This is a genomic window from Gordonia sp. QH-12, from assembly GCF_001578675.1.
Lineage (GTDB): Bacteria > Actinomycetota > Actinomycetes > Mycobacteriales > Mycobacteriaceae > Gordonia > Gordonia sihwensis.
On record NZ_KQ969285.1, the window covers coordinates 86,491 to 98,793 of the forward strand.

A 12,303-nucleotide genomic window follows, 5' to 3' on the forward strand; every position below is an offset into this window, starting at 1 on the left:
GTGACCGAGGCGCCGGGCTCAGCGCCGGGGGAACGAGGTGGCCAGCGCGGTCGCGAGCAGGCGGTTGCGCTGAATCATCGCGTCCGGGGTGTAGTGCACCCCGTCGACGTACCAGGACCGGTCCGTATGCGCGGCGAAGTCGTAGACCCGCAGGTTCGGGTAGCGGTGCGCAGCACGGCGGAGCGCCGCGTTGAATGCGCGCATGTGTGCGTCGGCGTAGTGGGGTAGGGCTCCGTCGCCCGTGCGCACCGTGGGCCAGAGAACCGGTCGGCCGGCCAGACGGTGCATCACCAGGTCGATGCGGCGGTCGGCGCTGATATGACTGCCCTCCGCGATGCGTGCCGCGTCGTTGGCTCCGAGTGCGATGACCCAGCAGCCGTCGTGGCCGCGGCGGCGTTGATCGTCGATCGCTTCGAGTCCGCTGGGGCGGCCGCCGGCCGGTTCGACGACCGCACGGCCGTTGGCCGCGTCGAGATAGACCTTCTTCGCGCCCACGCGCCGGTACTGGGGGGTCATGCGGTCGGTGGGGCTGGGCACGCGAAGCGAGTTGTCCAGACCCACCGACGTCGAATCGCCGATCTGAATCACGGTGTTGCACATCGTCTTCTGATTCGGGCGCGGCAGATTCTGAGTGCCGGATCCGAGCGGATGAGTCAGCACCCAGAGGTACGACGGAACGTCGAACGGTGTGTCGGAGACTCCGCGCTGCGTGCTCAGATTCTGAGTGATGATCCGGGAGACGGCGTCGAGCGTTCCGGCGACGTCGGTCTTGGCCGACGCCGCGGGCGCGACGATCGTCGTTACGGCGGCCGCCGCGATGACAGCAGCAGTGAGTCGCCGCCCGCGGCGGAAGCGCGTGCGGCGGCGGTCGTCGGTAACAGGAGTCTCAGTAGTCACAACAATTACATTGCACCGGACGTGCGACACTCGCCGCAACGCCCGAGCGTGTCGGTTGAGTCACAGTTCCCGGTCGAGTCGAACGTGGTCCCGGCGTCGGCGGGCGGGGGACCGGGAGAGCTCAGATGAGGTAATGCAGGCTGCGGATGATCGCCGCGCCGAGTTCCGTATCGCCGGTGACCTCCACCTCCGCGTCGCCGGCGCTGGGCCGTCCGCCGACCGAACGGGCGAGGTCGAGCCCGTCGAGGCGGAGCGTGACGTCGGGCTCTCCGTCGACGGCCGGCACCACCGCGGCGCGGTCCTCGGTGACGACGAAGAAGGTGAACGGATACAGGCCGGTGATGTCGAAACGGACAGTGCTGCCGACCTCGGCGCGAGCCTTCTTGCCGACGACGTACGGCATCGAGCTCTCGATCTCGCGGAGCGCCCAGTGCGCCGGCTCCACGTTCTCGGGGACGCCGAGGCCGAGCGCGTCGCGGATGTCGATCTCGTGCACCCAGCAGTCGAAGTCGCGGACCCGCATGAATCGCCCGTAGGTGTCCGGACCGGCGGGCGTGGCCGTCTCGGCGTCCCACTGGCCTTCGGTCATGCCGCGCAGCGCCTTGCTGCGCTCAGCGGTCACCGTGCGGAGGTCGGTCATCAGCTCGTCGCGGGACCGCGATCGGTAGTGGTCGATCCACCGCTCGTTGAGTTCGCCGATCGGGTTCTTCACGTGGGCGATCTGCGAGGTGTCGATGGACGACGCGGGCTGCCTGCCGGCCAGCATCGACTCGGTGCCCGCGATGTGTGCGACGATGTCGCGGATCTGCCACCCGGGCAGGGGCGACGCGGCGGTCCATTGCGCGTCGGATAGTGGGGAGACGAGGTCGTCGATGGCCTTCCACTGCGTCTCGAGGGCGCTGATCAGCGGTTCCTGCGGCACGATGGTCGTCACTGGGCATCCTTCCGTGGAATGGGGGCTCCGCTTCACGCTAGCCGTAGCGGCCGCGCGTATCCCGGTTTGGGCCCGACGCCGCCGAGCCGATATCTTGGTGTGGGCCGCAGCACGTCTCGGCCGGGCGCGTATAGCTCAGCGGTAGAGCTCTGGTCTTACACACCAGCGGTCAGGGGTTCGAATCCCTTTGCGCGCACCACCCACCTGATGCTCGGTGACGGCTCGGCATCGCACCCCGGCATCACGCCACCGGACGCCGACCGTAGCTCTGCACGCGGCAGATCTCCGAGAATCCCAGCCGTCGGTACAGGCCTTCTCCTTCGGGCGAGGCGGTGAGCACGCACGTCTTCGCGCCGCCGAGCACGGCGCGGTCGAGCGCGGCTTCGGTGAGACGCGTTCCGATCCGACGGGAGCGCCACTCCGCAGCGACGATCACGTGTTCCACAGCCGCGGACACTCCGGCGACCACCGCCGCTGAACACCCGACGACTCTTCCACGGTGGAGCGCCAGAAAATGCGTCACGATCGGTGCGGCCGAACCGCTTTCGGGCAGGCCGAATCCGGTGAACGGTGCCAGCGCCGCAGTGATACCGGGAAGGTGCTCGGAAGCGGCATCCTCGGCAGCCCAGAAGCGCGCCCAGCGATCGAGATCCCTGAGCGACCTGCAGGCTTGGATCGTCACTTCGGAAGCGTCGCGGTCGGTCGTCACGTCGTCCGTCGGCAACGCCCACCGCGCGAGTGGCAGCGTCATGAGCGGCTCTTCCTCCACCGCAGCGAGGCCTGATTCGCGCATCGCTGCCTCCACGTCGGCGAAACCCTCGGTCCCCGGCCACAGCGACCAGAGCGCTGGCACGTCGTCCATCAGTTCGAGGCAGGCGGGGACATCGTCCGCGGTGAACCACAGCACCCGATTGAGCTCGGCGTGCCGGGCGCCTGTCCGTGCCCAGACGAGCGAGGGCGTCTCGCCCCACCGCTCCGCGCGGGCCAGATGTGTCCGCAGGTAGTGACCTCGTGCCGCCGCTGCCGTGGCTTCGGTTTCGTTGCACACAGTCTGTGACGCTAGCCCACCGCCGGTCCGGAATCATGACGAGGAACCGGGCCGCGGATCGGGGACGTCCGCTCGCGTTTGGCGACGATCGAGTCGGGTACCCGCGTCGGCGTGGGTGAATACGTCTCGAACGCAGCAGATGCACATGGAACCCGCGCCGACGCGGCCGAGCCGGACGATCTCCGGCTCTGGCCGCCGCCGACGGTCGGTCTGCTGGCGGACCCCGGCGCACCCCGGCAACTCGCGGAGGCGATCGGCGGCGGCCTCGCTGAAGATCTCGGTGACGACCTCGGCGGGCAGTGGTCGGTGGAAGTCAGCGAGGAGTCGTTGCCGATCGCTCCGAGCGGCGCGATTCCCCTCGCCGAACGCACGCCGGACCTCTTGCGGCGCCACCGATGGCGATACGTCGTCTATCTCACGGACCTGACTCACTATCGAGGGCGGTCGGCCCTCCGCTATCTGCTCGCCGCGGGTGAACCGGCGGTCGTCGTGTTCGTCCCGACTCTCGGCTGTACGCGACGGCGCACCAAGGTGCGCACGCTCGTTCGCGAGATACTCCGAGCGGACGCAGAGACCGACACCGGCGTGGACTACCGCCCGGGCGGCCACAGCCACGTCTGGCCACCCGCATCTCAGCTACCCGACGATGGTGTACGAGGTCCGCTCGGACATGCGCGAATGCTGACCGGGATGGTGCACAGCAATCGGCCGGCCGCCATGGGGCGGGCGCTGCGCGGCTGCACGGCCGTCGGTATGGCCTCGGGGGCCTTCGGCATCTTCTTCGGGAGCGTGTGGCCGATCGCCGACTCGATGTCGTTCGCACGTCTGGCGGCGGTCAGCGTCTGCGTGATCGCTGCGCTCAGCTCGTGGCTGATCCTGCGCAACGGGCTCTGGACCCGTCGACGTCGGAACCTGGCACCGCAGAGCGGCTCGCTGGACAATGCCTCCACCGTCGTGACCGTCTCGTCGGCGGTGACACTCATGCACGTGATTCTCTTCGTCGGACTGACCGTACTGGCCACGGCGGTCGTGGAGCCGGCGTATCTGGCGAGCCGACTGGGCCACGCCGTCTCGGTTGTCGATTACCTCGTCATCGGCTGGTTCGCGGCGTCGATGGGGACCATGGCCGGTGCACTCGGCTCCAACTTCGACAACGAAGAGGTGGTCCGAGAGGCCACCTACAGCCAGCGATGGCACCAGCGCCGTCTCATGTTCGAGGACTACGGCGGCTGAACGCGGATGAATGGAGCGGATGGCAGGATTCGAACCCGCGTCGCACGGTTTTGCAGACCGCTGCCTCGCCACTCAGCCACACCCGCAGGTCTTCGACGATGCCGGGCGAGGACGCCGTCGTCGACCGTTGTGCCCGCAGTGAATCAAACAGTGCCGGGCCGGGTGGCGGGGCCGTCGCGCAGGACGGCGCCGGAACCGAACGCCCGCGCGGCGTCGCCGGTCATCAACCGGGCCGGTTCGGGATCGGAGCGCAGCCGCCGTTCCAGTTCGGGAGAGTCGGGGACCGGGCCGTCGGACGCCACGACGACCACGTTGCCGCTGCGCCGCCCTTTGAACATCGACGGGTCGGCGATCAGGGTGATGTTCGCGAACACCTCGGCGACGGTGGCGACCTCGCTCCGGACGGACTTGAGGTCGCGACGGTCGCCGCAGTTGGCGATGTAGAGGCCTCCGGGGGCGAGCACGCGACGCACCGCCTGGGTGAACTCAGCCGTCTTCAGATGGTCGGGTGTGAGGCTCTCGGCGAAGGCGTCGCGGATCACCACGTCGCGCGTCTGTTCGCGCAGACCGGTCACCACCTCCCGCGCATCGCCCACCCGGATTCGCAGACGGGGTGCGCGCGGGATGTCGAACCATTCGCGGGCGAGCCGGGCGAGTTCGGCGTCGATCTCGACGGCGACATGGCGTGAGGCGGGATAGGTGTGCGCCAGAGCGCGGGGCAGCGCGCATGCCGCGGCGCCGAGGTGTAAGAATCGCAGTCCCGCGGACCGGTCGGGATAGCGGTCCTCGACGGCGGCGACCGCCTGCCGCATGTACTCGAACTCGAGCAGGTCCGGACGAGCGGGCGCGATGTGACTGCTCTGCACACCGTTGACGGTCAGCAGCCAGCCACCCTCGCGGTCGGAGGCGAGCTCGGCGACGCCGGTGGAGATCTCGAATGAGCCCGGCTCGGGCTCGGAACGTGCGGTGGCCATCGGGGACCGATTCTAGTCGCCGATACGATCACCGGATGCGCAGGAATCGGGCGGAGGCGGCGGGACTGGCGATCGGAGCGGTCGCGGATGCGGTCTTCGGCGACCCGCGGCGAGGACACCCGGTGGCGCTGTTCGGCAGCGCCGTGGCCTGGCTGGAGCGACGGGCGTACGCCGACGCCAGACCGGCCGGCGCGGTCTTCGCCGGAGGATGGATCGCAGTCGCGGTCGCGGTCGGTGCCCTGGCGCGGCGGACGGGCCCGGCGGGCACCGCGGCGGCGACCTTCACCGCGCTCGGCGGCACGTCGTTGTGCCGGATCGGCGACGATATCGCCGGAGCCCTCGAATCCGGTGACGTCGACCGGGCGCGCCGGCTGGTATCGGGACTGGTGGGACGGGACCCCGATCTGCTCGACGAGTCCGGGATCTGCCGCGCCGCCGTCGAATCCATCGCGGAGAACACGTCCGACGCCGCGGTCGCACCGCTGCTGTGGGGCGCGGTCGCCGGCGCGCCCGGCCTGCTCGGCTATCGGGCGGTCAACACCCTGGACGCGATGATCGGCTACCGCTCGGACCGGTACCGGAACTTCGGGTGGGCGGCGGCGCGGATCGACGACGCCGCGAATCTCGCGCCGGCTCGGATGACGGCGGTGGCCGCGGCGCTGGTGAGCGGCCGGCCCGTGACCGTGTGGCGTGCGGTGCGCAGAGACGCCGGAGCACACCCCAGCCCGAACGCCGGGGTGGTGGAAACCGCGTTCGCGGCGGCCCTCGGCATCGAACTCGGCGGTCGCACGGTGTACCCGCACGGGGTGGAGGACCGACCGCGGCTGGGCGACGGCCGGGCGCCGCTCGCATCCGATCTGCGCGCGGCGGTTGTGCTGTCGCGCCGGATTCAACGGCTCTCGGCCGTCGTCGCCGTGGCGGTGGCGGTGCGTCTGGCAGGCAGGCGCGGACGGTCAGGAACGACGCGCGGTGACTCGCATCGGTGGTGAACGAACAGGTGAACGGCGTCCGAGCGCGCGGTGGTGATTCGTCTGAATTGATATCGTTCGCGAACCATCCTCGAAGGGAGACCCGATGAAGCACGGTGCCAAACTCGCAGTACTCGGCGCAGCAGCAGGAACACTGACGGTGCTGGCTCCACCGGCGAATGCGGTGCCGGCCCCCGGTACGCCCGAAGGGGCCGTCACATTCTCGGCGAAGAACCTCGGCGGCTGCAAGGCCGAGTTCTCCATTGTGAACAAGACGAACGTGACGACATACACGATCGACTGGCGTATCGACGAAGAAGCCGGACGAATGGTCGAGGATATTCCGTTCGAGATCTACCGGACCGGTGGCATGTCATCGAAGGCTGCTTCGCCGACCTGGCCGGACGAGGTACCCGATAACACCGTCGACAACCGCACCATGGTCTCGGACCGGGCACCGGTGACGGCGACCTACGTGCAGGATCTGAAGAACCCGACCGGGACGTTCAACCCGGCGCTTCCGAACCCCGGTGCCTCCACCCATCGCGTCGACTACCGAATCGTGCTCGGCCCTCCCGGAAACAACGGCCAGACGCCGAACGAACAGCCGGAGTGGCTGGGCGACCGCCAATGGCGCAGCGTCACGGTCACCGGATGCGGGTCCGGCCCCGACATGGGCAGCAGCGGATCAGTCGGCAGCAGCGGGTCCGTAGCCGGCTCGCTCGGCGACCTGCTGAGCGGATTGTTCAGCTGACCGTGCGCATTCTCCGTCAGCTGCGGTAGCGCTGCGCGAGCTTGGCCTTCACCTCGTCGTCGGTGTCGGCGGGCGCCGCGCCGCCACCGATCTCGGCGGTCTTCTTGGCCGTCATGTCGTTGCCGGTGAAAGTTCCCGCTTCGCGCAGCTGGCTGCGGATGCGCTCGCGGTCTTTGCGCGGCGGGGGCGGCGGAGCGGCGGTGTCGTCGCCGGTCTTCTTCGCGGCGCGACGCGCCTTCACCTCGGAGTAGATGAAGTACGCGGCGCCCAACGGGGCCATGACACCGAAGGCCAGCCACTGCAGTCCGTACGAGAGGTACGGGCCCGACTCGAGTTGCGGCAGAGCGATCTCGCCGAGCGAGCCGGGCTGGTTCGGAGACAGCTGAAGATAGAGATTCTCGCTGTTCAGGCCGGTGGACTGCCCCAAGAGGCGGGTGTCGATGGTGTATGCGGTGCGCTGCCCGTTCTCGACGCGGGGTTCTTTGCCCGGGCTCGTCGACTCGGTCTTGCGCAGGCGCGCGGTGACGGTCACCTCGCCGGTCGGTGCGGGCGCGACGTCGACGCGGTTGTTGTCGCCGGGCCGCACGTAGCCGCGGTCGATGAACAGAACGCGATCACCGCCGGCCACCTGGAAGGGGGTCACGACCTCCACGGAGGGACGCTCGTCGGCACTGCGGAGGCGGATGAGGGTCTGTTCGTCGTCCAGGTACCGGCCGGTGACCTCGACCTCGCGCCACTCGGAATCCGGATTCAGCGGCCGGCCGGCCGGGGCGAGTTCGTCGATCGGGACCGGAGCGGTGGACTCGGCCGTACGGATCAGGTCGTTGCGGTGCTCGGTGTCGGAGTTCTTGCCCAGCTGCCACGGCGCGAGAACCGTGAAACAGGCGGCCGCGAATGTGACCACGAAGACGGCCAGGAGCAGCCAGCCCGGTCGCAGGAAGGTCTTGAGCACACGCACGACTCCAGGTTACTGGCTGCTGGAATCGGCTCGGTCAGTCGTCGTCGGCCAGGGTCGCGTGCACCCACGCCAGCAGCCCGGGAACGGCGGCCTCGACCTGCTCGCGAACCAAGGTGAAATCCGCCGGACTGCCATAGAACGGATCGGGGACATCAGCGCCGTCGGCGTCGGGATCGAAACTGCGCAGGAGCCGGACCCGATCCCCGAGTCGCTTGCGTTCCAACTCGGCGACGTGACCGCTGTCGGCGGCGACCAGCAGGTCGGCCGACAGGTGATCGGGCGTCAGCTGGGCGGCGACGTGCTGATCGGAGTAGCCGTGGGCGAGCAGTTCGGTCCGCGCGCGGTTGTCGGCGGGCTCGCCGATGTGCCAGCCGCCGGTTCCGGCGCTGCTCACCCGGACGCGGTCGGCCAGGCCGGCCTCCTCGATCGCCGAGGTGAAGATCGACTCCGCCATGGGCGAGCGGCAGATGTTGCCGGAACAGACGAAGCACACGTGCAGTGTGCGGGGCGAGTTGTCAGACACCGAGTTCCTCACACGATTTGGTGAACCGCGTCGCAGTCCAGTCGTTTGTTGTTCTTCCCATCACGGCTGCGTGCCCGGCGGCAGCCATCGCGGCCGTGACCTGTCCGGGGAACCGATCCTCACGCCGACCGTCCCGACTCGGGGCGTTGTCACATTCGACTGTAGTACGTCGCACACGTGACCGACGCCCTCGGACGAGGCCGGGCGTGTGGCCGCGGCAGTCCTTCGACGTGCCGGGCGCGGGGCCCGGGCCCGTGCCGTCGACCGTGCACGTAGTGTCAGAGGTCATGAAACCGGGCAACTCGCAGACGACGTCCGTCGTTGAGCAGACGCCGTCCGGATCGGCCGAGTTCTTCGATCCCGATCGGCACGGCGACGAGGACACCGCTCCGGGTGTGATCGACTTCGCCGTGAACGTGCGGCCGGGCCCGCCGGAATTCCTCGTCTCGGCGTTGCGCGATCGGATCGCCGATCTGGGCCGATATCCGAGTGCGGCGGACCTGACCGCGGCCACCAGCGCGGTGGCGCGCCTGCACGGCCGCGATCGGTCGGAGGTGCTGTTGCTGGGTGGTGCGGCCGAAGGGTTCGAACTGCTCGCCAAGCTCGCACCGAAACACGTCGCGCTGGTCCAGCCGTCGTTCACCGAGCCCGAGCGCGTGCTGCGTGCCGCCGGTGCGCGCATCAGTCAGGTGATCCTGACCGACCCCTGGTCGCTGGCGGACGTCCACGTTCCCGACGACGCAGACATGGTGGTGGTCGGCAACCCGACCAATCCGACGTCCGTGCTGCACACGCGCGCGCACATCGACTCGCTCCGGCGGCCGGGCCGGACCGTGGTGATCGACGAGGCCTTCGCCGATCTCACCCTCGACCCGGTCACCGGCGCCCACGAACCGCAGTCGCTGGCAGGAGAGCGCTCCGACGATCTGATCGTCGTCCGGTCGATCACGAAGACGTTCGCGCTCGCGGGGCTGCGCGCCGGCTACCTGCTGGCCTCGCCTGCGATCATCGCGCGGCTCTCGACGGGCCGCAGGCACTGGCCGCTGGGCACGCTCGCGCTCGTCGCGCTCGCGGTGTGCGCCGGCGACGAAGGGCAGGCGTACGCGCGGGCCCAGAGCGAGGCGGTGGCAGCGCATCGCGCGTATCTGAGCACCCGGCTCGCCGAGTGCGGGTGGCCGCCCGCGGCGGACGCGGCGGCATCCTATGTGCTGATCCGGGTGCCGAACGCGCTGCAGGTGAAGGAACGCCTGCGTCACCGCGGGATCGGCGTTCGCAGCTGCGCCAACTTCGTCGGGCTCGGACCGGACCATCTGCGCATCGCGGTCCGGAGCCCGGAACTCACCGACGTGCTCGTCGGCGCGTTGCAAGATGTGATGGCGGAGAACGCACCGCCCTTCACCCGACAGAGCCGAGAGAGTGAGGCCACATGAGTCCCCGTCTGCCGAGCCCGCGACTGGACGAGGTGATCGCGGAGCTGGAGCGCGTGTACCCGCCCCGGCTCGCCGAGAGCTGGGACGCCGTCGGCTTGGTCTGCGGCGACCCGGCCGAACCCGCGGACAGCGTGCTGGTCTGCGTCGACGTCACCGACGCCGTGGTCGACGCCGCGCTCGAAGCCGGTGCGACGCTCATCGTGGCCCACCACCCACTGCTGATGCGGGGCGTCACGTCGGTGGCCGCCGACACTCCCAAGGGCCGCATCGTGCATCGCCTCATCCGGGGCGGATGCGCGCTGTACGCCGCGCACACCAACGCGGACAAGGCACGCCGGGGCGTGTCGGATGCGCTCGCGGAGACGCTCGGTCTCCTCGACACCGTGCCGCTGGCTCCCGAGCCCGCGCCGGCATTGGACAAATGGGTGGTGATGGTCCCCGAGGGCAGCGCGGATCAGGTGAGTGAGGCGATGTTCAACGCCGGGGCGGGCGCTCTGGGCGAGTACCGCAATTGCCAATGGAGTGTGGTCGGTACCGGACAATTCCTGCCGGTGGACGGTGCCTCGCCCGCTGTGGGGGCCGTCGGAGCCCTGACCCGGGTGGATGAGGAACGGCTCGAGATGGTCGCGCCGCGGCATCTGCGCCGGTTGGTCCTCGGTGCGCTGCGCGAGGCGCACCCGTACGAGGAACCGGCCTTCGACGTGTTCGAGCAGGCCGTCACGGACGGTGACGTGGGTCTGGGCCGGGTGGGACGACTGCCCGAGCCGATGACCTTCGGCCAGTTCGTCGCCCACGCCGGACGCGTCCTGCCCGCCGCGGCGTGGCCGGTCCGCGGGGCGGGTGATCCGGCTGCGACGGTGGAGACCGTCGCGGTGTGCGGTGGTGCCGGTGACTCGCTCATCGGTGCGGCGAGCGCGGCCGGCGCCGACGTCTACCTGACCGGCGATCTGCGCCACCACGTGGTCGACGAATCGCTACGCGACCGATCGCCGGCCCTGGTCGACGCCGGCCATTGGGCCACCGAGTTCCCGTGGTGCGAGAGCGTCGCCGATATCCTGACCGAGATCGGTTGCCGGACGACCGTATTCCAAGACCCGACCGATCCCTTCACGGTGATCGCCGGCCCCAAGGAGCAGCAGTGAAGGTCCCGAACGCTCAGCAGCGCCGACTGCTCGACCTGGCCGAGATCGATGCCGATCTCGCGAAGGCTCGCCACGAACGCCGCAGCCTCCCGGAGGTCGCGGAGCTGGCCCGACTCACCGAGGAGATGGAGAAGATCCGTGAGGACCGCGCCCGTGCTCAGGTGGCGGTCGACGATCTGCAGAGCGAGTACGAGCGCATCGACGCGGAACTGTCGGGCACGACGGAGCACCTGCGGCGCGACCAGGCGCAGATCGAGTCGGGTGCGCTCAACCACAAGGCACTTGCCGAACTCCAGCACGAGGTGACCGGTCTGCAGCGCAGGTCGGAGAACCTGGAGACCGAACTCCTCGAGATCATGGAGCAGCAGGAGGCGACGACGGCGGAAGCCGAGCGCACCGAGGCCGCGCTGTTGCACGCCACCGAACGCGAACTCGACCTGATCGCACGGCGCGACGCCGCGGGCGTCGCGGTCGACGAACGCATCGACGACCTCGCCGTCAAACGGACGGCCGTGGTGGAGGGCGTCGACGAGTCGCTGCTGGCGGTCTATGAGAGGCTGCGGTCGCAGGGCAAGGTCGGCGCCGGACTGCTGCGCCAGCGTCGATGCGGCGCGTGCCGGATGGAACTCGATCCGCGGACGCTGTCGAGAATCGCCGCCGCCGACGAGGACGAGGTGGTGCGCTGCGAGGAGTGCGGGGCGATCATGGTGCGGACCGAGCAGTCGGGTCTGCCGCGACCCGGATCGGCTCAGTGACCGCCGACCGCCGGACCGGACCGCGGAAGTCGCCGAACTGGCAGGGACAGATGGAGGAGCCGACCCGGATCGTCCTGCTCCGGCACGGCCAGACGGCGCTCTCGGTGGACCGTCGGTACTCCGGCCGCGGCAATCCCGAACTGACCGCCCTCGGCCGCGCACAGGCCTCCGCGGCAGGCGAGCGGATCGGCGGGGGAGGCCTCGGTCGAATCGACGCGGTGCTGTCCTCTCCGCTGGTGCGGGCGATGGATACCGCGACCGCCGCCGCGGAACGGCTGGGCGCCGAGGTGGAAGTGTGCGACGGGCTGATCGAGACGGATTTCGGTGCGTGGGAGGGACTCACCTTCGGCGAAGCCGCCCGCCGCGACCCCGAGGTGCACGGCCGGTGGCTCGCCGACGCCGACGTCGCCCCGCCCGGCGGAGAGAGCTTCGCCCAGGTGCAGGAGCGGATCGCCGCGACCCGCGAGGACATCGTCGCCCGATTCCCCGGCCGGACCGTGCTCGCCGTCTCACACGTGACGCCGATCAAATCGATGCTGCGACAGGCGCTGACGGTGGGACCGGAACTGCTCTTCCGGCTGCATCTGGACCTCGCGTCGATCTCCGTGGTCGAGTTCTTCCCCGATGGCGGATCGGTGGTCCGGCTCGTGAACGACACCGCACACCTGCAGTAGCCCGCGGCATTCG

General features: G+C 69.7%; 13 protein-coding genes and 2 tRNA genes. 8 read left to right on the forward strand and 7 right to left on the reverse strand.

The genetic code is table 11. The annotated features are described in order from the left end of the window. Positions 1-18 precede the first annotated feature (18 nt). Positions 19-897, reverse strand: coding sequence for an SGNH/GDSL hydrolase family protein (locus Y710_RS05030; protein WP_062366630.1), 879 nt, complete (start codon positions 895-897; stop codon positions 19-21). A gap of 121 nt (positions 898-1,018) precedes the next feature. After that, complete coding sequence (locus Y710_RS05035; RefSeq protein WP_062366632.1) at positions 1,019-1,831, reverse strand: maleylpyruvate isomerase family mycothiol-dependent enzyme; 813 nt, start codon at positions 1,829-1,831, stop codon at positions 1,019-1,021. A gap of 124 nt (positions 1,832-1,955) precedes the next feature. Between Y710_RS05035 and Y710_RS05040 the strand changes: the two genes are divergently transcribed. After that, positions 1,956-2,030: transfer RNA gene (locus tag Y710_RS05040), tRNA-Val, on the forward strand. 42 nt (positions 2,031-2,072) lie between these two features. Here the strand turns inward: Y710_RS05040 and Y710_RS05045 are convergent. After that, a complete protein-coding gene (locus Y710_RS05045; protein ID WP_062366634.1) occupies positions 2,073-2,879 on the reverse strand; it encodes a GNAT family N-acetyltransferase in 807 nt (268 codons plus the stop codon). Positions 2,880-2,990: 111 nt separating this feature from the next. On the opposite strand from Y710_RS05045, the gene Y710_RS05050 reads away from it, so the two are divergent. Then, positions 2,991-4,112 (forward strand): hypothetical protein, encoded by a 1,122-nt coding sequence (locus tag Y710_RS05050; protein ID WP_156479411.1) that lies wholly within the window; start codon positions 2,991-2,993, stop codon positions 4,110-4,112. Positions 4,113-4,123: 11 nt separating this feature from the next. On the opposite strand, the gene Y710_RS05055 is transcribed toward Y710_RS05050, so the two are convergent. Together Y710_RS05055 and Y710_RS05060 are read right to left on the reverse strand one after the other, a co-directional pair. Then, positions 4,124-4,198: transfer RNA gene (locus Y710_RS05055), tRNA-Cys, on the reverse strand. Between the two features lie 57 nt (positions 4,199-4,255). Continuing rightward, positions 4,256-5,086 (reverse strand): spermidine synthase, encoded by an 831-nt coding sequence (locus Y710_RS05060; RefSeq protein ID WP_045537690.1) that lies wholly within the window; start codon positions 5,084-5,086, stop codon positions 4,256-4,258. 35 nt (positions 5,087-5,121) lie between these two features. Between Y710_RS05060 and Y710_RS05065 the strand changes: the two genes are divergently transcribed. After that, on the forward strand, positions 5,122-6,075 hold the full coding sequence (locus Y710_RS05065; protein ID WP_062366639.1) for a cobalamin biosynthesis protein: 954 nt from the start codon (positions 5,122-5,124) through the stop codon (positions 6,073-6,075). 85 nt (positions 6,076-6,160) lie between these two features. After that, on the forward strand, positions 6,161-6,808 hold the full coding sequence (locus tag Y710_RS05070) for a hypothetical protein (RefSeq protein WP_045538697.1): 648 nt from the start codon (positions 6,161-6,163) through the stop codon (positions 6,806-6,808). Positions 6,809-6,824: 16 nt separating this feature from the next. Here the strand turns inward: Y710_RS05070 and Y710_RS05075 are convergent, their stop codons facing one another. Together Y710_RS05075 and Y710_RS05080 are read right to left on the reverse strand one after the other, a co-directional pair. Continuing rightward, positions 6,825-7,766, reverse strand: coding sequence for an SURF1 family cytochrome oxidase biogenesis protein (locus tag Y710_RS05075; RefSeq protein ID WP_006895230.1), 942 nt, complete (start codon positions 7,764-7,766; stop codon positions 6,825-6,827). A gap of 34 nt (positions 7,767-7,800) precedes the next feature. Next, a complete protein-coding gene (locus Y710_RS05080; RefSeq protein WP_006895231.1) occupies positions 7,801-8,289 on the reverse strand; it encodes a low molecular weight protein-tyrosine-phosphatase in 489 nt (162 codons plus the stop codon). A gap of 287 nt (positions 8,290-8,576) precedes the next feature. Here Y710_RS05080 and cobC point away from each other — a divergent pair, with 287 nt between their 5' ends. The 4 genes from cobC to Y710_RS05100 are packed head-to-tail and all read left to right on the forward strand — an operon-like array spanning position 8,577 to position 12,290. Then, positions 8,577-9,719: an Rv2231c family histidinol phosphate aminotransferase CobC gene (cobC, locus tag Y710_RS05085; protein WP_081598072.1), complete on the forward strand. Its 1,143-nt coding sequence runs from the start codon at positions 8,577-8,579 to the stop codon at positions 9,717-9,719. Continuing rightward, positions 9,716-10,861, forward strand: coding sequence for a Nif3-like dinuclear metal center hexameric protein (locus Y710_RS05090; RefSeq protein WP_006895234.1), 1,146 nt, complete (start codon positions 9,716-9,718; stop codon positions 10,859-10,861). The genes cobC and Y710_RS05090 overlap by 4 nt, the downstream gene beginning before the upstream one ends. Next, positions 10,858-11,616 (forward strand): zinc ribbon domain-containing protein, encoded by a 759-nt coding sequence (locus Y710_RS05095; protein WP_006895235.1) that lies wholly within the window; start codon positions 10,858-10,860, stop codon positions 11,614-11,616. Before Y710_RS05090 ends, Y710_RS05095 begins: the two co-directional genes overlap by 4 nt. 50 nt (positions 11,617-11,666) lie before the next feature. Then, positions 11,667-12,290, forward strand: coding sequence for a histidine phosphatase family protein (locus tag Y710_RS05100; protein ID WP_045538702.1), 624 nt, complete (start codon positions 11,667-11,669; stop codon positions 12,288-12,290). Positions 12,291-12,303: the final 13 nt, after the last annotated feature.